Below are 21286 nucleotides of genomic sequence, written 5' to 3' on the forward strand. Positions count from 1 at the left end.
GAAGTTACGCCCAAAGGGACTCGTCCCTTTGGAAACCCGCTGTTGAGGCAATCACGATCAAGTTAGTCCGGAAAAGTGCCTGCCGCTGTTTTGATTGGTACTTTTTAGTGTTAGGGGGAACGGATGGAGGGATGGTTTCTGTTCCTGTCCCGGCAGGGGCAGCGCCGCCCGCTCGCCGGTTGTCCGGGTAAAGCCGGACAATCCACTCGCTGCTTTGGTGAGGAACTGGCCGCCCAAGGCGGCCAAAGGGGGCGGCGGATAAACCGCCGCCCCCCACTCGTCCATACCAGGCGGAAGTTGGTACTGGAAGATGCTCTGTTGATTTTTATTTGCTGAGAAAAACTGAATCTGAGCCTCAAACAAAATGGAAGCAGCGCCGGTTTGTTTGAAGCCCTGTGGTGTATTCATCGGGCACGATATTCCCCCAAACCGTGCCGGACTATCTCTGTACATAAAAGGCTTGCCTGATTCCTCTCCAGGACGCAGGCAAGCCTTTGTTTTGAAAAGAAGCTTTGCTTTCCGAAAAATTGGGGGACAGCCTTTTTTCTCAGCAGCGGCGCCCTTTTTACAGCTTCATCTGGCACCAGCGGCCTTTGGCAAAACGGATTCCCACCAGGCTGAAGCGGACAAACTGATCGATAAAGTAGCTGCACCAGGCTCCTACCAAACCGCCTCCGGCAGGATAGCAGAGAAGCCATGCGATCAGGGGCCGGAAAATGCCGATGCTGATCATGGCCACCATAGCGGTGTACCGGGTGTCGCCGCCGCCCCGCAGGCAGCTGGCGAAGATACATTGCGCCGCCTGGAACGGAGTGGTGACAGCAATGATCATCAGCACCTGGGTACCCAAGTGGACGATGACCTCCTCTGTGGAGAAGGCCATAATAATATAGCGGCCAAAGAAAATAAAGGTAGACGCCAGGATCGTGGAAATCACCAGCGAAATACGCTGGCAGGCTTTCCCATAAAGGATGGCCAGATCGGAGCGCTTGCGTCCCAGGGATTGTCCGGAAAGGGAAGCCGCTGCCACACCCAGGCCATCACAGAAGGAAAAGGCCAGGTTCAGCACACTCTGGCAGATGTTGTGGGTTGCCATCTCGGTCGTGCCAAGGGAGGCGATAATTTTAATATAGAGGAAGAATCCGATACGCATAAATACCTGCTCCACGCCGGCGCTGAGGCCCACGCTCACTACCGGAGCCACGGTGCGGCGGTCTATGCGCAGCAGATTATGCAGCTCGATGCGAAGGAAGTGCTCATGCCTGCCCCGGAGGGAATAGAAGGCCATCAGCAATCCCACCACATTGCCAAAAACTGTGGCGATGGCGGCGCCTGCCACCTCCAGCCGGGGAAAACCCAGATTTCCGCCGATAAGGAGATAGTTGAATACGATGTTCACCGCGTTGGCCGTCAAATTGATTTTCATGGAAATACGGGTATTGCCGCAGCCCCGCTGCGCGCCATTGATGCATAGGGTAATGGCCGAACAGGGAATACCGATCATCAGGATCTGAAAATATACGGTAGCGGCCTCGATCATATCTGCCTGCGCTCCCGCAAACAGCAGCAGCGGACGGGCGTACACCGCTCCCAGCACTGACAAAATCACCGAAAGGATCGCGCACAGGCTCAGGGATTGTCCCAACACCTTGTTGGCTCCTTCCCGGTCCTCCTGGCCCCGACGGCGGGCAACGACAGCTGTAACGCCCACATTGAGGGCCATAAAGGTGGCCAGAATGATCATTTTGGGCTGATTGGTGATACCCACCGCGGCAATGGCTGCCGCTCCCAAACTGCTGACCATCATGGTGTCCATCATAGAGACCATTGCCACCAGCACTGTATCGATCACCGCCGGAAGAGCGATTTCTCCAGCATCCCGGTACAGCTCTCTGGTGGACGGCAGTTCTCCCTGGCGCTGATCAGGACGGAGCATCTCATCCGCCGCATACAGCTTTCGTAATCCTGCGCCCATTGCGTTGTTCCTCTCTTTCCCCTTGGCAAATTGTTGCGCCCGCAACTATATAGGCCGGCGGGCCGTCCTTTTCATTATAGCATGGACAGGATTTTTTTACAGCTCTCTTACCTGTTTTTTTCACATTTTTTCATTTTGGATGGGTTTTATGTAATTTCAATATTTTTAAAAAAATATGTTGACATTTATTATGCTTTATGATATAGTATAGACACAGAAAAGAAAGGAACCAATTCAGAAAGGATCGTTTCCAATGTACTAAGCAGTTAAGATCCTGAATTTGCTTGGGGAGAGAAAGGAGTGAGTCCAATGGCTTCAGTTGTTTCACAGAAGAATACGGCTTCCCATTGCACTCATTTCGTAGTATCCGGCGGCAACTGATGAAACTTTCGGTTCCATCCATACAACAGAAATGCGTCCACTGCTATGAAATGCAATGTGAAGCCGGGGTCTTTCTATGAGGAAAGACGAGGTTTCGCTTTTTTTGTCTTGTTCGGCGGAAAAAGAGGAACACAGGTGCCATCTTAAAATAGGTTATCTTTAGGACCCAGATGACGGTAAAAATGGGTGTCATTTCTCGCAAGAGATAAAGACGCAGCCGGATTCAAAGTGGAAACTCTAAAGGCAGGATGGAACTTGTCTGATTCTGGTCGAAATCCCTGAAAAAGGCGGAAAAGGTTCGGAAAAGCAAAGAACCAAATCCTACACCACAGAAAAGATTTTTAGGTCTGGCAAATCCCATGGGTACTGCATCTGTTGGGAACATTCCCGGCGGGTAAACATCCGTTGGGAAAGAAATTTCGGTTTCCTGCAGGAGACTGAAATGAAACATTGCAGGCAGAGAGATCATTTCTATGAATGGCAAAGGAATTATGGGAAATGCGGCACCGCACCACAGATCTTTATACCGCACCTGGAAAAGGGCGGATGAAGAAAGCGCCCAGGGAAGAATATGGTTTGATTGAAGAAAGCGTAGATATATTCTATAAGAAATAGAAGCGAATAAGTTTTGCAATCAGTCAGCGTACCCAGTTCAGCCTGTGGATGCAGGCAGGAAAAGAACAACCACCCAAAACTTGAAAGCCGCTGCTCTTGTCCAGGCAGGAACAGAGGGTAACAAAAGAGAAGGGCGGCGGCTGATCTCCCCCAAAGGAACCAGCGATCTTTCCCGTCTGATACTGGAAAGCGTATAGGCCAGGGGGTATGAAGAAAGCCCCTTGAAAAAGGGAGCTTACTGATCTGTAAACCTGCCGGCGCAGGCAGGAAAAGCGTCTGATTTCTTCTGTAGGAGTTAGTTTTCATTTTAATTCCTGAGTGATCGGTGAATCAAGGTGTAAGACTTTTCCTCCATAAAGGCAGCTGATTCGGTGTAAAGAACAACTGGATCAAACGCAAAAGATTAAATCTGACCAGGGTAAACCGGCAGCTGTTTCTCCCACGGGAGAAAGAGAAGCGCAAAACAAAAAATTTCTTCAAAACAGCTTTAATCCAGTTTCAAACGATAAATAAACCTATTTCTCCCTCTCGGTGAAAACCGGGAGGGAGTTTTTCGCCCAAAATAGTTTTTCTGTACCCCAGGCTGAATGTCTGATTTCTGATCTGGGTATCTGTACACCAAAAGCTCTGTTTCAAATCAAAACACTTTTGTTTGAGGTAATGATATGGCTAAAAAATGGACCTGGGCTATTCTCTCCGCCATCTGGCTGGCAGCGGCAATTCTCAATTATTTTGACAGGCGTTCCGGAATGCTTGTTCTGTTCAACCTGGAAGCCGCCGCCATCTTTCTCCTTCTGACCATTTGTCAATGTATTTGTGACAAGCGGGGAGCCGCCGGAGAAAAAATCATGAAAAAAATATTGATGGCGGTTTTTGTGCTGCTTCTTCTAAGCGCTCTGCTCATCGTCCTCTTATGATTTGAGCCTTTTGTCTTTGCCTCAAACAGGGCTGGGCGGAGGTTTATGCGGAAGATACGGGGGATGCGCCCTTTTGAGGGTACAAACGCCCTCACGACGCCTCCGCTGCGCTACCAACCTTTTGGGGGCGGGGGTGATTTCTATTTTATAAGGGAAAAAGAGAACCCGCCTGTCGCTGTTTTCTGGGGGCTGAGATGGTGTCTCTTTCCTCAGTGGCAGCTGGGCAAAGGTTTGTACCCGGGATGCGGGAGTACGCCCAAAGGGACTCGTCCCTTTGGAATCCCATTGTTGGGGCAATAGCGATCGGGTTAGTCCGGCAAACTGCCTGCCACTGTTTTGGTTTGTACCTTTCAGTGTTAAGGGGAACGGGCTGAAAGGCTGGTTTGTGTATCTGTCCCAGCATAGATAACACCGCCCGCTCGCTTATTGCCCGGGTAAAGCCGGACAAAGACGCTCGCTGCCTGGGTGGGGGAAGGCCGCCTTAGGCGGCCAAAAGCGGCGGCAGATAAACTGCCGCCGCCTCAATTTTCCCAAACTTTATGGGGAACAGAAATTCCCCCTGGAGCTGTCTGTGTCCCTGAGTCCCTTTCTCTTGCTGCTTCCCTAAAAAAGGCACTGCTCTCGCAAAAAGGGCCCACAGGCAGGAGGGGCAATTCTCATCATTTATCACCCTTCTTTTCTGCGCCTGGTTTCTTCTCTATTTATCCAAAAGGATTGATTGCCTTTCGGGGAGTATTCGCTGCCTGTCCTCAGCAGATGGAACGCTCTCACCAGAGGCAGGACTTTTTTCCTTATCATATGCCAAAAGCCCCCGGTGGATCACTCCATCGGGGGGCTTTTTATCAGCAAAGCGTTACGCTTTCATGGTTTGGCTGCAAACTGTTCCTCAGATCAGCTCAATGATAGCCATCTCAGCGGCGTCGCCACGGCGGGGTCCGATCTTGATGATACGGGTGTAACCACCGCCCACTTCCTTATACTTGGGGGCCAGCTCATCGATGACCTTCTTGGCCACGGTCTCTTTGGTGATATAAGCATAAACCTGACGCTTGGCGTGCAGGTCGCCAGCCTTCGCAATGGTGATCATCTTCTCGGCCATAGCGCGAACTTCCTTGGCTCTGGTGACGGTGGTCTCGATCTTCCCATTTTCCATCAGGAAGGTCACCATCGCTCTGAGCATCGCTTTTCTATGGTCAGAGGTTCTGCCCAGCTTTCTGACTCCTGGCATTTATAATCACTCCTTTACCTGTAATTGTAGTTATTCCTCGTCGTCGTTGAGCTTGAAGCCCAGGGCTTCCAGCTTGCCGATTACCTCTTCCAACGACTTCTTTCCAAGATTGCGGACCTTCATCATCTCTTCGGGAGACTTGTTGATCAGGTCGCCCACAGAGTTGACGCCCGCCCGCTTCAGGCAATTAAAGGCACGAACAGAAAGGTCAAGCTCTTCAATGGTCATCTCAAGAACCTTATCCTTACCGGTATCCTCTTTTTTCTCCATGATTTCTGTAGAGCCCACTTCGTCGGACAGTTCCACAAAGTGGTTGAGTTGTCTATTGAGGATCTTGGCCGCAAGGCTGACCGCTTCTTTCGCGGAGATGGTACCGTCGGTCCAAACCTCCAGCGTCAGTTTGTCATAGTCCGTGATCTGTTCGACCCGGGTGTTTTCCACCGAGTAGTTCACCTTTAACACCGGGGTGTAAATACTGTCAACAAAGATCGTGCCCACGGGGGACTTGTCTCCGTCCAGCGCCTTGTTCCGGTCTGCGGAAACATAGCCCTGTCCCTTTTGCAGGGTCAGTTCCATATTCAGCTTGGCGCCCTCCGCCAGGGTTGCGATATGCATCCCGGGGTCCAGCACTTCCACCTCGGAGCTGCCGCTGATGGAGCCGGCGGTGACTTCGCACTCGCCCTCCGCGGAGATCTTGACCCGTACAGGCTCGTCGCAGTACAGCTTCGCCGTCAGCCCCTTGATGTTGAGGATCATCTCGGTGACGTCCTCTTTCACGCCGGGGATGGTGGAGAACTCATGCTGTACGCCGTCGATCTTTACAGACGAAACAGCCACACCAGGAAGCGAGGAGAGCAGCACCCGTCTCAGGCCGTTGCCCAAGGTGATGCCAAAGCCGCGATCCAGAGGCTCAGCCACGAACTTGCCATAGCTGCCGTCGGATTTCAGCTCTGTAGTCTCTATCCTTGGTTCAATGATCTTAACCATAAATATTAACCCTCCTTATGAAGACGAAAAGTCTTTGTACTTCCCTACCGATCTGTTGCCGGATCATCTGATTATTTGCTGTACAGCTCGACGATGAGATGCTCTTCAACATCCAGATCAATGTCTTCGCGGTTGGGCAGCTCCACAACCTTCAGGGTCATCTTGTTGGTATCCACATCCAGCCACTTGGGACGGGGACGGGAAGCGTTGGCTTCCACAACAGCCTTCAGCTTGTCGCTGTCAGTGCTCTTGCTGGTAACCTCGATCACATCGCCGGCCTTGACCAGGATAGAGGGGATGTTGGCCTTGTGACCATTGAGGGTGTAGTGACCATGACGGACCAGCTGTCTGGCTTCCTTTCTGGAAGCGGCAAAACCAGCGCGGTAAACCACGTTGTCCAGTCTGGACTCCAGGATGCGCAGCAGGTTTTCACCAGCCATACCGGGCTGTCTCTCAGCCATCTCAAAGTACTTGAGGAACTGGCCTTCCAGCACGCCGTAGTATCTTCTGGCGGACTGCTTGGCACGCAGCTGAACGCCGTACTCAGAAACTTTCTTTCTGGACTTGCCATGCTGACCGGGAACGGAAGCTCTCCGGGTCAGGGCACACATATCAGAGTAGCATCTGTCGCCCTTGAGGAACAGCTTCTTGCCCTCGCGGCGGCAAAGTCTGCATACTGCACCAGTATATCTAGCCATCGACGAATACCTCCTTTTCGATTATACACGCCGTCTCTTGGGCGGGCGGCAGCCGTTGTGGGGAATGGGGGTAACGTCCTTGATCATGTTGACCTCCAGACCAGCTGCCTGAAGGGCACGGATGGCGGCCTCACGACCGGCGCCAGGGCCCTTGACATAAACTTCCACGGTCTTCAGACCATGCTCCATCGCGGCCTTGGCAGCCACCTCAGCGGCAGTCTGAGCAGCGAAAGGAGTGGACTTTCTGGAACCTCTGAAGCCCAGTCCGCCGGCGCTGGCCCAGCTGAGAGCATTGCCCTGGGTGTCGGTGATGGTGACGATGGTGTTATTGAATGTGGACTGGATATGAGCGGCTCCGCGCTCGATGTTCTTGCGCTCACGGCGCTTGCGAATGACAGCTTTCTTTGCGGGTTGCTTTGCCATCTCAATCCCTCCTTACTTCTTCTTATTGGCGATGGTTCTCGCCGGACCTTTTCTGGTACGGGCGTTGGTCTTGGTCCGCTGTCCTCTGACAGGCAGGCCCTTTCTGTGACGGACGCCTCTGTAGCAGCCGATCTCCACCAGACGCTTGATGTCCAGGGAAACGTTTCTTCTCAGGTCGCCCTCAACGGTGAGGTTGTGGTCAATATAGTCACGGATCTTGCCCTCGTCCTCCTCGGTCAGATCCTTCACGCGGACGTCAGGGTTGACGCCGGTGGCGGCCAGGATGTTCTGGGCGGTCTTGCGGCCAATGCCGAAGATGTAGGTCAGACCGATCTCGATCCGCTTATCTCTGGGCAGGTCCACACCAGCAATACGAGCCATTAATTTGCACCTCCATGAAATAGGTTAGGTTCAGCCCTGACGCTGCTTATGCTTGGGATTGTCGCAAATGACCATGATGCGGCCCTTGCGCTTGATCACCTTGCACTTCTCGCACATAGGCTTAACGGAAGGTCTTACTTTCATTTGAAACTACCTCCTTTGGGGTTTGCCCTTTTCCTTACTTGGAACGCCAGGTGATGCGTCCCTTGGTGAGATCGTAGGGCGAGATCTCCACCGTTACCTTGTCGCCGGGAAGGATGCGGATATAGTTCATCCGCAGCTTGCCGGAAATATGTGCCAGCAGCACATGGCCGTTGGGCAGCTCCACCTGGAACTGCGCGTTAGGCAGCTTCTCCACAACGGTGCCTTCGATTTCAATTACATCCTGCTTTGACATCAGGGCGCTCTCCTTTCTGCCTTTTCGGTTGGCACTGGTTGACTTTCTGCATGATACTCCCGCAGCAGTGTGCGCAGTCTGCGGTCCGAGCTCACAGAGCTCAGGTCGATGACGGTATTGGTGGGACGCAGATGCAGGGGGTTTTTCGCCTTTGGGGCTTGCAGCTTCCGCCGCTTGCCGTCGGCGATGTACACCCTTGCCTGCTCAAGACCCACCACCACATAAAAACTTCCCTGGTCATGTCCCCGTGAGGACCAAACCACCTGTCCCAGCTTGAACATCCCGGGCCTCCTTCAGGGTCTGGTGAGGATCACCGGACCGTTGTCGGTAATGGCCACGGTATGCTCGAAATGGGCGGATGGAAGTCCGCTGTGGGTCACTACTGTCCAGCCGTCGGAGAGCTGTTTTACTCCGGCGCCTTTGAGATTGATCATGGGCTCGATAGCCAGGGTCATACCAGAGGAGAGGCGGCGGCCCTTGCCGGGCACGCCATAGTTGGGGACCTCGGGGTCCTGGTGCATTTCTGTACCGATCCCGTGGCCCACATACTCCTTAACCACGCCGTAGCCGAAGCTCTCGGCATAGCTCTGGATGGCAAAACCGATGTCCCCCAGCCGGTTGCCCGGCAGAGCCTGGGCGATGCCCAGCTCCAGACACTTTTGTGTCACTTCCAGCAGCTGCGCCACTTCAGGGGCGGGGGTACCCGCCGCTACCGTAAAGGCATTGTCGCCGTGGTAGCCCTGATAAATGGCGCCGGTGTCGATGCTGACGATGTCCCCTTCCTTGATCTTCCGATGCTTGGAGGGGATACCATGGATCACTTCTTCATTGATGGAAATACAGGCTGCCGCAGGAAATCCGCCGTAGCCCAGGAAGGAAGGCTTTGCTCCATGAGAGACGATAAAGTCGTGGATGACCTGGTTGATCTCCATGGTGGTTTTGCCCGGAGCAACCGCCTTCACCCCCGCCATCAGCGCCAGGTGGGAGATCCGCCCCGCTTCGCGCATCAGCGCCAGCTCCTTACTGGTTTTCAGCACAATCATTCTTCATCCTCCAGCACCCGAAGGGTTCGCTCAGTAATCGCTTCAATGTTCCCGGTGCCGTCCACTTCCAGCAGCTTGCCCTGACCTCTGTAGTATTCCACCACAGGATAGGTGCTCTGGTGATAGGTAGCCAGCCGGTCCCGGATGGTCTCAGGCTTGTCGTCGGCACGGATGATCAGCTTGCCGCCGCATTTCTCACACAGTTCTCCCGCGGAGGAAGGCTGGTGTTTGATGTGGTAGGTCTCGCCGCATTTCTCGCAGACCCGACGGCCGCCGAGACGCTCCAGAATCACCTGGTCGGGAACATTGATGTACAAAACTTTGTCGATGGTGACGCCCATGGCGTCCAGCGCCTGGGCCTGGGCCAGCGTCCGGGGGAAGCCGTCCAGAATAAAGCCCTTGGCGCAGTCCGCCTGGGAAAGGCGGTCTTTGACCACCTGGTTGATTATCTCATCAGGGACCAGCTTTCCCTGGGCAATCAGGCTTTTGACCTGCTCGCCCAAAGGAGAGCCGCTTTTGATGGCTTCACGCAGCACACTGCCGGTGGAGATCTCCGGGAGCTCAAAACGCTCGCTGATGATCTCACCCTGGGTGCCTTTGCCCGCTCCAGGAGCGCCCATTAGAACCAGATTCATCATGTCACCCTCCAAAAGTCCTGCTTTTACTCAAGGAAGCCTTTGTAGTGGCGCATCATCATCTGAGATTCCAGGCTCCGTACAGTATCCAGAGCCACGCCCACCAGAATGATGATGGAAGTACCACCCAAAGCGATGTTCATCTTGGCGACATTGCCCAGAATGATGGGCAGAATCGCGATGACAGCCAGCATCAGCGCCCCCACCAGAGTGATCTTGGAGATAACCTTGGTGATGAAGTCCGAAGTGGGCTTACCGGGACGGATACCGGGGATGGCGCCGTTGTTCTTGCGCAGATTGTTGGCCATCTCAATGGGATTATACTGGATCGCAATATAGAAATAGTTAAAGCCGATGATGAGGAAGAAATAAATCACCGCGTACAGCCAGGTGTTGTAGTTGAAAGCACCCAGAATCTGTCCAAGAGTGGTGGTGCCCATGGGGTCCACGAAGCTCTTGATAGTACCGGGGATGGCCAGGAAGGTGCTGGCGAAGATGATGGGCAGAACACCGGACATATTCACCTTGATGGGAATATAGGAGCTCTGACCGCCGTACATCTTGCGGCCTACCACTTTCTTGGCGTACTGGACGGTGATGCGCCGCTCAGCGTTGTTCATCAGAACGATGAAGCCGATGAGCAGTACAAAGAGCACCGCCACCAGGGGAACCAGCACATAGTACTGGGGACCCTGTGCAAAATACTGGGTCAGCTCGTAGACAGCACCGGGGCCGCGGGAAACGATACCCACAAACAGGATCAGAGAGATACCGTTGCCGATACCCTTCTCATCGATCCGCTCGCCCAGCCACACTACCACCATGGCGCCGGCAGTAAAGGCGGCGATGATGGCCAGCGCGGTCAGCACACCTGCGAAGCCTTCCGTATAGGTGACAGCATAATAGCCGTTACGGAACAGGGTGTAGAAGGCGAAGGCCTGAAGGACCGCCAGGGCCACGGTGGTGTACCGGGTGATCTTCTTCAGCTTCTTCTGCCCGTCCTCACCGTTCTTCGCCATCCGCTCCAGGGCCGGGATGGCCACAGTCAGCAGCTGGATGACGATGGACGCGGTAATGTAGGGAGAAATGGACAGTGCCAGCAGGGTGGCGTTACTGAGAGCGCCGCCGGTGAGCACATCCAGATAGCCCAGCAGGTTACCGCCGGAGCTGATCATGGCCTTCAGTGCGGTGGGATCAAGGAAGGGAACCGGAATAGCGGAACCCAGTCTCACGATAAAAAGGATGAACATGGTGTAGATCAGCTTTTTACGGAGGTCCTCGATTTTCCAGGCATTTCTCAGCGTCTGGATCATTTATACCACCTCAGCCTTTCCGCCGGCTGCTTCGATCTTGCTCTTGGCGCCTGCGGAAAAAGCCGCAACGTTGACGGTGAGTTTCTTGGTCAGTTCGCCTCTGCCCAGAACCTTGACGCCGTCCAGAGTCTTCTTCAGCAGACCAGCTTCTACGATTGCCTTGGCGTCTACCACGGCGCCATCCTCAAAGCGGTTGAGATCCTCTACGTTGATGGTAGCATACTTGGTCCCAAAAATGTTGACGAAACCTCTCTTGGGGATACGTCTCTGAAGGGGCATCTGGCCGCCTTCAAAACCGGGGCGCACACCGCCGCCGGAACGGGCGTTCTGACCCTTGTGGCCCTTGCCCGCGGTCTTGCCGTTACCGGAGCCAGCGCCGCGGCCCACCCGGTAAGCCTTCTTGGTGGAGCCGGGGGCGGGGGAAAGCTCATGCAATTTCATTGTACCTGCACCTCCTTGCTCAAGCGTTTGTGACTTCCACGAGGTGGGAGATCTTGGCGATCTTGCCCTTGGTAGCCTCATTGTCGGGCTGAACGGTCACCTGACCGATCTTCCGAAGACCCAGAGAATAAGCAGTAGCGATCTGGGGAGCTTTTCTGCCGGCCAAACCCTTGACCAGCTTGATTTTCAGCGTTCCGTTTGCCATTTCAAGCTACCTCCTTATTCAAAAATTTCCTTGGCAGACTTGCCGCGGACAGCAGCAACCTGCTCAGCGTCCCGCAGGGAGGCCAGGCCGTTGATAGTGGCGGTGACCACGTTGCAGGGGTTATTGGAGCGCAGGCACTTGGTACGGATATCCCGGATACCGGCCATCTCCATCACCGCACGGACAGCGCCGCCGGCGATAACGCCGGTACCCTGGGGGGCGGGCTTCATGAGCACTTCGCCGGCGCCGAATTTGCCGATGACCTCATGAGGAATGGTGGTGCCCTTCAGGGAGATGCGGATAACGTTCTTCTTCGCATCCTCGATGCCTTTGCGGATAGCGTCCGGCACCTCGGAGGCTTTACCAAGACCAAAGCCGACCAGGCCGTTGCCGTCGCCCACGACGACCAGCGCGGCAAACTTGAAGATACGGCCGCCCTTGACGGTCTTGGATACACGGTTGATTGCAACTACTCTCTCGTTGAGATTCAGTGCAGAAGCGTCGATTCTAGCCAAAAGTGTCCCTCCTCCTATTAGAATTTGAGTCCGCCTTCACGGGCGCCCTCAGCCAGTTCTTTGACACGGCCATGATAGATAAAGCCGCCGCGGTCGAAGACAACCTCTTCGATACCCTTGGCCTTTGCTTTCTCTGCGACAGCCAGGCCGACCTTCTTGGCCGCCTCTTTGTTGCCGCCATTGCCCTCAAAGTCCTTATCCATGGAGGAAGCAGCTGCCAGAGTGACGCCTGCGACGTCATCGATCAGCTGGGCATAGATGTGTTTGGCGGAGCGGAATACGGAGAGCCGCGGACGCTGCGCGGTGCCGGAGATCTTGCCTCTGACTCTGGCGCGTCTCTTGAGTCTGTTCTGCTTTGCGCTAGGCTTGCTTACCATTCTTTACTCCTCCTTCCTTACTTCTTGCCCTTACCGGCTTTGCCTTCCTTGCGGATGATGGTCTCGCCGACATACTTGATGCCCTTGCCCTTATAGGGTTCGGGAGGACGCTTCTCGCGGATCTCAGCCGCGAACTGTCCAACAACTTCCTTATCAGGGCCTTTGACAATGATCTTGTTGGGAGCGGGAACATCAATGGTGATCCCGGGGATCTCCGGAACGATGACCTGATGGGAATAACCCAGGTTCATGACCAGGTTAGTGCCCTGCTTGGCGGCACGATAGCCGACGCCGTTGACTTCCAGCTCCTTGGAGAAGCCGTGAGCAACGCCCTCCACCATGTTGTGAACCAGAGTTCTGGTCAAACCATGGAGGCTCTTGCAGATCTTCTCATCATTGGGACGGGTAACGTGGATGACGTTGCCCTCCATAGCGATGCCCATCCGGCTGTCAAAAGTCCTGGTGAGAGTGCCCACCGGGCCCTTGGCGGTGACGGTGGTGCCGTCGATCTTCACCTCTACGCCGGCGGGAATGTCGATGTGTTTGTTACCGATTCTGCTCATCTTATTTCCCCCCTTACCAGATGAACGCCAGCACTTCGCCGCCGACGTTTTCCTTGCGGGCCTGCTTGTCGGTGATGACGCCCTTGGAGGTGGAAAGGATGGCGATACCCAGACCTTTGAGCACCTTGGGCATATCCTCACAGCTGGTGTAGATCCGCAGGCCGGGCTTGGAAACTCTCCGCAGCCCCTGAATCACCTGGGTCTTGCCAGGACCGTATTTGAGCGTCATGTGGATAACGCCCTGCTTTCCGTCGTCCACGACGGTGAAACCTTTAATATAACCCTCGTCAAGAAGAATCTGAGCAATAGCAGTCTTCATCTTTGACGCAGGAATATCTACCGTGTCATGTTTGGCCGAATTCGCGTTCCGGATGCGGGTGAGCATATCGGCGATGGTATCGGTGATATACATAGGTCAACCTCCTTTGCTATTACTTGTTACCAGCTTGCTTTCTTGACGCCGGGGATCTGACCCTTGTAAGCCAGCTCCCGGAAGCAGATACGGCAGATGCCGTATTTGCGCAGATAAGCATGGGGACGGCCGCAGATCTTGCATCTGTTGTACTCTCTGGTAGAGAACTTAGCAGGACGCTGCTGCTTAATTTTCATGGAAACCTTTGCCATAACCCTTCTCTACCTCCTTACTTTGCAAACGGCGCGCCCAGGAGAGTGATCAGCTCCTTGGCCTCTTCGTCGGTCTTGGCGGTGGTGACAAAGGTGATGTCCATGCCGCGGACCTTGTCGATCTTATCATACTCGATCTCCGGGAAGATCAGCTGCTCCCGGATACCCATGTTGTAGTTGCCTCTGCCGTCAAAGCCGTTGGGGTTGATGCCCCGGAAGTCTCTGACGCGGGGGAGAGCAAAGTTAAAGAAGCGATCGATGAACTCATACATACGGTCGCCGCGCAGGGTCACCTTGGCGCCAATGACCATGCCCTCACGGAGCTTGAAGTTGGCGACGGACTTCCGGGCCTTGGTAGCCACGGGCTTCTGTCCGGTGATCTTGCTCAGGTCGCCCATGATGGCGTCCAGAACCTTGGGATTCTCTTTCAGTTCGCTGCAGCCGATGTTCAGCACAACCTTCTCGAGCTTGGGGATCTGCATGACGCTCTTGTAACCGAACTTGCTCATCAGAGCAGGGGCGATTTCGTTTTTATAGGTCTCTTTCAAACGAGCCATGTCTTCTCCTCCTTCTCTTAGTATTCTGCGCCGCACAGCTTGCAAACGCGAGCCTTGCTGCCGTCCTCTTTGATCTTGCGACCGAGACGGGTGGGCTTGCCGCACTTGGGGCAAACAGCCATCACCTTGCAGGCGTACAGAGCGCCTTCGGCCTTGACGATGCCGCCGGCATCGCCCTGTCTGCGGGGCTTGACATGCTTGGTGACCATGTTCAGGCCCTCAACGATGACCTTCTGCTCCTTGGGGCTGACTTCCAGGACCTTGCCCTTCTTGCCCTTGTCCTTACCGGACAGAACGACGACTGTGTCGCCCTTTTTAACGTGAAGATTATTCATCTTGATGCGACACCTCCAATTACAGAACCTCAGGGGCGAGAGAGAGGATCTTCATATAATCCTTTTCACGAAGCTCTCTGGCCACTGGCCCAAAGATACGGGTACCCTTGGGGTTTTTGTCTTCCTTAATGATAACGGCTGCGTTCTCGTCGAAGCGGATGTAAGTACCATCCTCACGACGGAGGCCCTTGGCCGAACGCACGATAACTGCCTTTACAACGTCGCCCTTCTTCACGACGCCGCCGGGAGCGGCCTTCTTGACGGAAGCCACCACCACGTCGCCGATGTTGGCGTATCTCTTACGGGAGCCTCCCAGCACGCGAATGCACATCAGTTCCTTGGCACCGGTGTTGTCGGCCACTTTGAGATAGGTCTGCATCTGAATCACAGAGCGTTCCTCCTTTCGGTGAGACTTATATTTAAGTCATACTCAAAATCTTCGTAACGAACGGGTTTTGGTAACGGGAGAGAGGCTTATTTCGCCTTCTCGATGATCTGGCAAACTCTCCATCTCTTGTCCTTGGACAGAGGGCGGGTCTCCATGATCATCACGGTGTCGCCGATACCGCAAGCGTTCTCCTCGTCGTGTGCCTTGAACTTGACAGTGCGCTTGACGATCTTCTTATAAAGGGGGTGTCTGACATTGTCGGCGATGGCGACGACGACGGTCTTGTCCATCTTGTCGCTGACGACCTTGCCTACCCGGGTCTTTCTCAGGTTTCTCTCTTCGCTCACAGCTTCGTCCTCCCTTCTTACTGAGCCTTCAGCTCTTTCTCTCTGATAACGGTCTTGAGACGGGCGATGTCCTTCTTGACAAGGTTCAGTCTCAGGGGGTTATCCAGCTGGTTGACGGCGTGCTGGAAGCGAAGGTTGAAAAGCTCAGCCTTGAGGTCGGCCAGCTTCTGATTCAGCTCGGCGGTGGAAAGATCTCTGATCTCGGTGGCTTTCATTACGCTTCACTCCCTTCGGTCTCTTTCTTGACAAACTTGCACTTGATGGGCAGCTTGTGAGCGGCCAGACGCATGGCCTCACGAGCGACGGACTCTTCGATGCCGCCGATCTCGAACATCACTCTGCCGGGCTTAACGACAGCAACCCAGTACTCGGGGGAACCTTTACCGGAACCCATGCGGGTCTCAGCGGGCTTCTCGGTGATGGGCTTGTCGGGGAAAATCTTGATCCAAACCTGACCGCCACGCTTGATATAACGGGTCATGGCGATACGGGCGGCCTCGATCTGATTGGAGGTGACCCAGGCGGGCTCCAGAGCCTGGAGGCCGAAATCACCGTAGGTGACGGTATTGCCTCTGGTGGCCTTACCGGTCAGACGTCCTCTGTGGACGCGGCGGTATTTAACTCTCTTTGGCAGAAGCATTACTTATTGCCTCCTTCCTGGCGGGGTTTGCGCTCAGCGAGGACCTCGCCGGCATAGATCCACACCTTGACGCCGATGCGGCCATAGGTGGTGGCAGCCTCCGCGAAGCCGTAGTCGATGTCGGCGCGGATGGTCTGCAGCGGGATGGTGCCCTCGTGATACTGCTCGGTACGGGCGATCTCAGCGCCGCCCAGACGGCCGGACACCTGAGTCTTGATACCCTTGGCGCCGAACTTCATGGCGCGGCCGATGGCCTGCTTCATAGCGCGGCGGAAGGAAGCCCGGTTCTCCAGCTGAGCAGCGATGCTCTCGGCAACCAGCTGGGCGTTCTTATCAGGCTGACGAACCTCAACAACGTTGACGGAGACAGCCATCTTCTGCTCCTTGCCCTTGTTGATCATCTTCTCGCAGGCCAGACGCAGCTTCTCGATCTCGGTGCCGCCCTTGCCGATGACCACGCCGGGACGGGCGCAGTGAATGTGAATGCGGACTCTGGCGGCATCACGCTCGATCTCGATCTTGGGGATGCCGGCATCATACAGGGTTTTCTTCAGGAACTTCCGCAGCTTGTAGTCCTCGACCAAGATATCGCCGAAAGCGTTATCGCGAGCAAACCAGCGGGAATCCCAATCCTTGATTACACCCACACGAAGGCCGTGGGGATTTACTTTTTGGCCCATAGTTTACCTCCTCTTTCAGCTTACTCTTTGTCCCGAACCACCATAGTGACATGGGAGGTTCTCTTCAGAACGTGGAACGCTCTGCCCCGCGCTCTGGGACGGATTCTCTTGAGTGTGGGGCCGGGGCAGACAAAACACTCTGCTACGTACATGCTGTTGCGATCCATATTCTTGGCGGGATCGTTGACGCCGTTTGCAATGGCGCTGCGGAGCAGCTTCTCCAGCGGCTCGCAGGCAGCCTTGGGGGTATATTTCAGAATCGCCAGCGCTTCCTCCACAGGCTTGTTGCGGATCTGATCCAGAACGATCTGCACCTTACGGGGAGAAATGCGGGCGTGTCTCAGGTAAGCCCTTGCTTCCATTGTGTTTTTCCTCCTTTCGGCCCTTATTTGGTCTTCTTGTTGCCCGCGTGGCCCTTAAAGGTCCGTGTGGGGGCAAACTCACCCAGCTTGTGGCCAACCATATCCTCGGTCACATAGACCGGAACGTGCTTGCGGCCGTCGTGGACGGCGAAGGTGTGTCCCACAAAGTCCGGGAAAATGGTGGAAGCTCTGCTCCAGGTCTTGAGCACCCGCTTCTCGCCGGTTTTATTCATCTCTTCGACTCTTTCCAGCAGCTTCGGCTGTACGAAAGGTCCCTTTTTAACGCTTCTGCCCATGAACTCGTTCCTCCTTTCAGCCAGCCTTATTTGGCGTTACGGCGCTTTACAATGAACTTGTCGGAGCTCTTGTGCTTCGCTCTGGTCTTATAACCAAGAGCGGGCTTGCCCCAGGGGGTCACAGGGCCGGGACGGCCGATGGGGGACTTGCCCTCACCACCGCCGTGAGGATGGTCGCAGGGGTTCATGACAGAACCGCGGACGGTGGGACGAATGCCCATGTGACGGGTACGGCCGGCTTTACCGATGTGAACGTTCTCATGGTCGATGTTGCCAACCTGGCCGATGGTGGCCATGCACTGCTGGGGAACATTCCGCAGCTCGCCGGAGGGCAGACGGATCAGGGCCATGCCATTCTCCTTAGCCATCAGCTGAGCCTGGATGCCGGCGGCGCGAGCCAGCTGAGCACCCTTGCCGGGATACATCTCCACGTTGTGGATGAAGGTACCGACGGGAATGTTGGCCAGAGGAAGGGCGTTGCCGGTCTTGATGTCAGCGCCGGCGCCGGAGACGATGACGTCTCCCACCTTCAGGCCGTGGGGAGCAACGATATATCTCTTCTCGCCGTCCTCGTACTGAACGAGAGCGATGTGAGCGGAACGGTTGGGATCGTACTCCAGAGTCAGGACGTTGGCCTTCATGTCAGCCTTGTCTCTCTTGAAGTCGATGATGCGGTATTTCTGCCGGTTGCCGCCGCCGTGATGGCGAACGGTGATCTTGCCCGTGTTGTTGCGGCCGGAATGCTTCTTGAGGGGCTCAAGGAGGCTCTTCTCAGGGGCAACCTTGGACAGACCGGAGTAGTCGGTGACGGTCATGGTACGCCGGCCGGCTGTCGTGGGCTTATATTTTTTGATAGCCATTTCTTTCACTCCTTGTCATCATTAGCGGAGCTGGAGCAGCTCCATACTTCGGGGAGGTTTTCCCCGCGGGGGACAGTACCCCCGCTCGTTCCCACCGGGAACTTACTGCATGGAATCGAAGAACTCGATGGTCTTGCTGTCAGCGGTCAGGGTGATGACAGCCTTCTTGTAATCGGGGGTGTAGCCGGAATACCGGCCCATCCGCTTGAGGGTACCCTTGCAGTTGAGGGTGTTGACGCCGGCCACCTTGACGCCGGGGAACACAGTCTCCACAGCCTTGGCGATCTCGATCTTGTTGGCGTTCTTGGCGACTTTGAAAGTGTACTTTCTCTGGGCCAGGCCCTCCATGCTGTTCTCTGTGATGACGGGAGCCAGGATGATATCATGAGCGGTCTTCATCATTTGTACACCTCCTCCAGCTTATCCACAGCCTCGGCGGAGATGATGAACTTGCCGGTGTTGAGAATGTCATAAGCATTCAGAGCACCCACCACAGCAGTCTTCACGCCGGGGATGTTGTTGGCGCTGCCGATGAGCTTGGCATCGGGAGCGGCGGTCACGATCATGGCCTTCTTGCCGGCGCCCAGGGCGCTGAGCATAGCCACGACGGTCTTGGTCTTGTAGTCCTCAACGGCGATGTTGTCCACAACCACCAGCTCGTTCTCCAGAACCTTGGAGGACAGAGCGGACTTCAGAGCCAGCACCTTGACCTTCTTGTTGAGGGTGTAGTTGTAGCTGCGGGGCTTGGGGCCCAGAGCGACGCCGCCGTGGGTCCACTGGGGAGCCCGGATGGAGCCCTGTCTGGCGTGGCCGGTACCCTTCTGTCTCCAGGGCTTTCTGCCGCCGCCCCGGACCTCAGTACGGGTCAGGGTGGACTGGGTGCCCTGGCGCTGGTTGGCCAGATAGTTCTTCACCACAGCGTGAAGAGCATACTTGTTGGGCTCTATAGCGAAGATGGCATCAGAAAGGTCTCTTTCCCCAACGCTTTTACCGGTCATATCATAAATAGTAACCTTTGGCATTGTTTCTTCCTCCTTCCTTACGCCTTCTTCACGGTGTCGGTGATGTAAACGATTCCGCCCTTGGGGCCGGGAACCGCGCCGCGCACCGCGATCAAATTGTTCTCAGCATCGATCTTGACAACGTCCAGGTTCTGGACGGTGACCCGCTCCACACCCATGTGACCGGGCAGGCGCTTGCCCTTCTGCACTCTGGAGGGATCGCTGACGGGGCCGTTGGAGCCGGCGTGTCTGTGGACAGGGCCGGTACCGTGGGTTTCCTTCAGGCGGTGGTTGCCCCAGCGCTTGATGGTGCCGGCGTAACCTTTACCTTTAGAGGTGCCGCAGACGTCGATCTTGTCGCCGGCGGCGAAGACGTCAGCCTTGATGAGATCGCCGACGTTCAGTCCGGAGATGTCCTCCAGGCGGAACTCTCTGAGAGTTTTCTTCAGAGCTACGTCAGCCTTGGCGAAGTGACCCTTGACAGCCTTGTTGGCCCGCTTGTCGCTCAGTGCGCCGAAACCGATCTGCACGGCTTCATAACCGTCGTTTTCGGTGGTCTTCTTCTGCACCACGACGCAGGGACCCGCTTCAATGACTGTGACGGGGATGACCTTGCCGCTTTCATCGAACAACTGGGTCATGCCGATCTTTTTGCCGATGATACACTTTTGCATTTTTTGTTCCTCCTACATTCGGTTATTGGTTGGCTTTCGCCAACATGACCTTGCCGCAAATGGGATCAGAGCTTGATCTCGATCTCAACGCCGGCAGGGAGTTCCAGACCTTTGAGAGCTTCCACAGTTTTGTTGGACGGTCTGAGGATGTCGATGAGTCTCTTGTGGGTTCTCATCTCAAACTGCTCACGGCTGTCCTTATACTTGTGGACGGCCCGCAGGATGGTGACGACCTCTTTCTCAGTGGGGAGCGGGATGGGGCCGGATACCCGAGCGCCGGTTCTCCGAGCGGTCTCCACGATCTTCTCCGCTGATGCGTCCACCAGCTGGTGGTCATAACTTCTGAGTCTGATTCTGATTTTCTCCTTGACTGCCACTTTGCATCGCCTCCTTGAAATGTTTGGTTCCCTAGGCGACGGTTTTTCCACTGTTTATGCCGCAAACCCCGCCGGGTGTTTCGCGCTGTGACATAGAAAAAACCGGAAAACCGAGCCTTAACGAAAGGCATGGTTTATCCGGGACCTGTCTGCTCAGTCGCAGACTTCTACGCACAGGCCCACCCCTGAGGGCGCAGCAGCCTGTCAGTATTTAAGCCGCCCGGTTTAAAATCGGACATACTCCGCGAAAATTACCTACCTGATGGCAGCAACCTCTCGCATCATCGCATATCTGTGTGCAGTCACGCTCTAGTATAATACCATACAGGTATGGTCATTGCAAGGGGTTTGAAAAAATTTTTTTGAAAAAAATGTAGGTTTCAAGCGCCTTTTCTCGTTGTTTTTTACAAGAGGCTTCCAGAGATTTCTTTTGGGGGACTTGACAGCTTTGGGCCTTGTACTGTATTATTTGAGCTAGTACACATGATGTATTAATTCAATCATACAGTTAGAGATTTTTTAGAGGTTGTGGGCGTATTTTAAAGCCGTGGGGCAGGGGACGGGGAAATTTTTCTTTTCATATGAAAATGGGGCGCCGAATTGCGTGCCCGGCACAGCCGGGAAAATTTACTTTTGACGGTACCGCCAGTCTGTAGCCCTCATGCCGGGCGGGCACTTCCTTTGTAATGAAACAAAGGAAGCAAAATTCACCAGCGTTCCGCTTCGCCGACACAAAGTCCGCTATGCTCCAGCCCCCTGGGCGGGGGCTATCCGCCCGCTCCCTTGTGCCGGCTCCTCCGGGAAAAGTCACGCTTGCTCCGGCTACTCGGTTGTAAACGCCCTCCCGACGCCTCCGCTGCGCTACCAACTTTTCCCGGGCGTTGGTTATTTCCGTTTTATAAGGAAAAAAGAACGGCTGCTTTTGCTTCCCCGCCCGATACGCTCGGAAAAATGGCCCAAGGGGTCTGCTTCACCCCATGGTCCATTTTTTGCCGCCTGACACACGGGGGCGGCATTCCCTCGCTCCTACCCACGGCAGGAAGTACAGATA

Annotated in this window: 35 protein-coding genes; 1 reads left to right on the top strand and 34 read right to left on the bottom strand. The window is 55.0% G+C overall.

All coding sequences use genetic code 11. From position 1 onward, the window contains the following. Positions 1–57: 57 nt before the first annotated feature. Both BQ5383_RS09675 and BQ5383_RS09680 read right to left on the bottom strand, forming a co-directional pair. Complete coding sequence (locus BQ5383_RS09675) at positions 58–408, bottom strand: hypothetical protein (RefSeq protein ID WP_071431510.1); 351 nt, start codon at positions 406–408, stop codon at positions 58–60. A gap of 157 nt (positions 409–565) precedes the next feature. Further along, entirely contained in the window at positions 566–1975 is a 1410-nt protein-coding gene (locus BQ5383_RS09680) for an MATE family efflux transporter (RefSeq protein ID WP_071431512.1), read from the bottom strand. 1661 nt (positions 1976–3636) lie between these two features. On the opposite strand from BQ5383_RS09680, the gene BQ5383_RS09685 reads away from it, so the two are divergent. Then, on the top strand, positions 3637–3888 hold the full coding sequence (locus BQ5383_RS09685) for a hypothetical protein (RefSeq protein WP_071431514.1): 252 nt from the start codon (positions 3637–3639) through the stop codon (positions 3886–3888). 886 nt (positions 3889–4774) lie between these two features. Here BQ5383_RS09685 and rplQ read toward each other — a convergent pair. The 32 genes from rplQ to rpsJ all read right to left on the bottom strand — a co-directional run bounded on the left by rplQ (position 4775) and on the right by rpsJ (position 20235). Beyond that, on the bottom strand, positions 4775–5116 hold the full coding sequence (rplQ, locus tag BQ5383_RS09695) for a 50S ribosomal protein L17 (RefSeq protein ID WP_071431518.1): 342 nt from the start codon (positions 5114–5116) through the stop codon (positions 4775–4777). A gap of 30 nt (positions 5117–5146) precedes the next feature. Further along, a complete protein-coding gene (locus tag BQ5383_RS09700) occupies positions 5147–6103 on the bottom strand; it encodes a DNA-directed RNA polymerase subunit alpha (protein ID WP_071431520.1) in 957 nt (318 codons plus the stop codon). A gap of 71 nt (positions 6104–6174) precedes the next feature. After that, the gene (gene rpsD, locus BQ5383_RS09705; RefSeq protein ID WP_071431522.1) at positions 6175–6801 is read right to left on the bottom strand and encodes a 30S ribosomal protein S4; all 627 of its coding nucleotides are present in this window, start codon (positions 6799–6801) and stop codon (positions 6175–6177) included. Positions 6802–6822: 21 nt separating this feature from the next. After that, the gene (gene rpsK, locus BQ5383_RS09710; protein WP_071431524.1) at positions 6823–7224 is read right to left on the bottom strand and encodes a 30S ribosomal protein S11; all 402 of its coding nucleotides are present in this window, start codon (positions 7222–7224) and stop codon (positions 6823–6825) included. A gap of 12 nt (positions 7225–7236) precedes the next feature. Next, complete coding sequence (gene rpsM / locus BQ5383_RS09715; RefSeq protein WP_071431526.1) at positions 7237–7605, bottom strand: 30S ribosomal protein S13; 369 nt, start codon at positions 7603–7605, stop codon at positions 7237–7239. 30 nt (positions 7606–7635) lie between these two features. After that, positions 7636–7749, bottom strand: coding sequence for a 50S ribosomal protein L36 (gene rpmJ, locus BQ5383_RS09720; RefSeq protein WP_071431528.1), 114 nt, complete (start codon positions 7747–7749; stop codon positions 7636–7638). Positions 7750–7783: 34 nt separating this feature from the next. After that, positions 7784–8002, bottom strand: a complete 219-nt coding sequence (gene infA, locus BQ5383_RS09725) for a translation initiation factor IF-1 (protein WP_071431530.1) — start codon at positions 8000–8002, stop codon at positions 7784–7786. Further along, positions 8002–8283, bottom strand: a complete 282-nt coding sequence (locus BQ5383_RS09730; RefSeq protein ID WP_071431532.1) for a KOW domain-containing RNA-binding protein — start codon at positions 8281–8283, stop codon at positions 8002–8004. Before BQ5383_RS09730 ends, infA begins: the two co-directional genes overlap by 1 nt. Positions 8284–8295: 12 nt before the next feature. Continuing rightward, positions 8296–9045: a type I methionyl aminopeptidase gene (gene map, locus BQ5383_RS09735; RefSeq protein ID WP_071431534.1), complete on the bottom strand. Its 750-nt coding sequence runs from the start codon at positions 9043–9045 to the stop codon at positions 8296–8298. Then, complete coding sequence (locus BQ5383_RS09740; RefSeq protein WP_071431536.1) at positions 9042–9680, bottom strand: adenylate kinase; 639 nt, start codon at positions 9678–9680, stop codon at positions 9042–9044. The genes map and BQ5383_RS09740 overlap by 4 nt, the downstream gene beginning before the upstream one ends. 26 nt (positions 9681–9706) lie before the next feature. After that, positions 9707–10993, bottom strand: a complete 1287-nt coding sequence (gene secY / locus BQ5383_RS09745; RefSeq protein ID WP_071431538.1) for a preprotein translocase subunit SecY — start codon at positions 10991–10993, stop codon at positions 9707–9709. Next, a complete protein-coding gene (gene rplO, locus BQ5383_RS09750; protein WP_071431540.1) occupies positions 10994–11434 on the bottom strand; it encodes a 50S ribosomal protein L15 in 441 nt (146 codons plus the stop codon). A 19-nt stretch (positions 11435–11453) separates the two neighbouring features. Next, the gene (rpmD, locus tag BQ5383_RS09755; RefSeq protein ID WP_071431542.1) at positions 11454–11639 is read right to left on the bottom strand and encodes a 50S ribosomal protein L30; all 186 of its coding nucleotides are present in this window, start codon (positions 11637–11639) and stop codon (positions 11454–11456) included. Positions 11640–11653: 14 nt separating this feature from the next. Then, on the bottom strand, positions 11654–12154 hold the full coding sequence (rpsE, locus tag BQ5383_RS09760; protein WP_071431544.1) for a 30S ribosomal protein S5: 501 nt from the start codon (positions 12152–12154) through the stop codon (positions 11654–11656). A 17-nt stretch (positions 12155–12171) separates the two neighbouring features. Then, positions 12172–12531, bottom strand: a complete 360-nt coding sequence (gene rplR / locus BQ5383_RS09765) for a 50S ribosomal protein L18 (protein ID WP_071431546.1) — start codon at positions 12529–12531, stop codon at positions 12172–12174. 17 nt (positions 12532–12548) lie between these two features. Next, positions 12549–13094 (bottom strand): 50S ribosomal protein L6, encoded by a 546-nt coding sequence (gene rplF, locus BQ5383_RS09770; RefSeq protein WP_071431548.1) that lies wholly within the window; start codon positions 13092–13094, stop codon positions 12549–12551. 13 nt (positions 13095–13107) lie between these two features. Further along, on the bottom strand, positions 13108–13506 hold the full coding sequence (gene rpsH / locus BQ5383_RS09775; RefSeq protein WP_071431550.1) for a 30S ribosomal protein S8: 399 nt from the start codon (positions 13504–13506) through the stop codon (positions 13108–13110). 26 nt (positions 13507–13532) lie between these two features. Next, a complete protein-coding gene (locus BQ5383_RS09780) occupies positions 13533–13718 on the bottom strand; it encodes a type Z 30S ribosomal protein S14 (protein ID WP_071431552.1) in 186 nt (61 codons plus the stop codon). 17 nt (positions 13719–13735) lie between these two features. Beyond that, positions 13736–14275 carry a 50S ribosomal protein L5 gene (rplE, locus tag BQ5383_RS09785; RefSeq protein ID WP_071431554.1) on the bottom strand — a complete coding sequence of 180 codons (540 nt, stop codon included), beginning with the start codon at positions 14273–14275 and terminating at the stop codon, positions 13736–13738. 17 nt (positions 14276–14292) lie between these two features. After that, complete coding sequence (rplX, locus tag BQ5383_RS09790) at positions 14293–14610, bottom strand: 50S ribosomal protein L24 (protein WP_071431556.1); 318 nt, start codon at positions 14608–14610, stop codon at positions 14293–14295. A gap of 19 nt (positions 14611–14629) precedes the next feature. After that, entirely contained in the window at positions 14630–14998 is a 369-nt protein-coding gene (gene rplN / locus BQ5383_RS09795) for a 50S ribosomal protein L14 (protein ID WP_071431558.1), read from the bottom strand. Between the two features lie 86 nt (positions 14999–15084). Further along, on the bottom strand, positions 15085–15345 hold the full coding sequence (gene rpsQ / locus BQ5383_RS09800; RefSeq protein WP_076944474.1) for a 30S ribosomal protein S17: 261 nt from the start codon (positions 15343–15345) through the stop codon (positions 15085–15087). A 17-nt stretch (positions 15346–15362) separates the two neighbouring features. Then, positions 15363–15560: a 50S ribosomal protein L29 gene (gene rpmC / locus BQ5383_RS09805; protein WP_071431560.1), complete on the bottom strand. Its 198-nt coding sequence runs from the start codon at positions 15558–15560 to the stop codon at positions 15363–15365. After that, positions 15560–15985: a 50S ribosomal protein L16 gene (gene rplP, locus BQ5383_RS09810; protein WP_071431562.1), complete on the bottom strand. Its 426-nt coding sequence runs from the start codon at positions 15983–15985 to the stop codon at positions 15560–15562. Before rplP ends, rpmC begins: the two co-directional genes overlap by 1 nt. Continuing rightward, on the bottom strand, positions 15985–16665 hold the full coding sequence (rpsC, locus tag BQ5383_RS09815) for a 30S ribosomal protein S3 (protein WP_071431564.1): 681 nt from the start codon (positions 16663–16665) through the stop codon (positions 15985–15987). Before rpsC ends, rplP begins: the two co-directional genes overlap by 1 nt. Positions 16666–16685: 20 nt before the next feature. Further along, positions 16686–17027 carry a 50S ribosomal protein L22 gene (gene rplV, locus BQ5383_RS09820; RefSeq protein ID WP_071431566.1) on the bottom strand — a complete coding sequence of 114 codons (342 nt, stop codon included), beginning with the start codon at positions 17025–17027 and terminating at the stop codon, positions 16686–16688. A gap of 23 nt (positions 17028–17050) precedes the next feature. Further along, on the bottom strand, positions 17051–17323 hold the full coding sequence (rpsS, locus tag BQ5383_RS09825) for a 30S ribosomal protein S19 (protein ID WP_071431567.1): 273 nt from the start codon (positions 17321–17323) through the stop codon (positions 17051–17053). Positions 17324–17349: 26 nt separating this feature from the next. Continuing rightward, entirely contained in the window at positions 17350–18183 is an 834-nt protein-coding gene (gene rplB / locus BQ5383_RS09830; protein WP_071431569.1) for a 50S ribosomal protein L2, read from the bottom strand. Positions 18184–18285: 102 nt separating this feature from the next. Next, complete coding sequence (rplW, locus tag BQ5383_RS09835) at positions 18286–18582, bottom strand: 50S ribosomal protein L23 (RefSeq protein ID WP_071435005.1); 297 nt, start codon at positions 18580–18582, stop codon at positions 18286–18288. Continuing rightward, positions 18582–19205, bottom strand: coding sequence for a 50S ribosomal protein L4 (gene rplD, locus BQ5383_RS09840; protein ID WP_071431572.1), 624 nt, complete (start codon positions 19203–19205; stop codon positions 18582–18584). Before rplD ends, rplW begins: the two co-directional genes overlap by 1 nt. A gap of 17 nt (positions 19206–19222) precedes the next feature. Next, positions 19223–19858 (bottom strand): 50S ribosomal protein L3, encoded by a 636-nt coding sequence (gene rplC, locus BQ5383_RS09845; protein WP_071431574.1) that lies wholly within the window; start codon positions 19856–19858, stop codon positions 19223–19225. A gap of 65 nt (positions 19859–19923) precedes the next feature. Next, entirely contained in the window at positions 19924–20235 is a 312-nt protein-coding gene (gene rpsJ, locus BQ5383_RS09850; protein ID WP_071431576.1) for a 30S ribosomal protein S10, read from the bottom strand. Positions 20236–21286: the final 1051 nt, after the last annotated feature.

The sequence above is a fragment of the Angelakisella massiliensis genome, assembly GCF_900104675.1.
In the GTDB taxonomy this organism is placed as follows: Bacteria; Bacillota; Clostridia; order Oscillospirales; family Ruminococcaceae; genus Angelakisella; species Angelakisella massiliensis.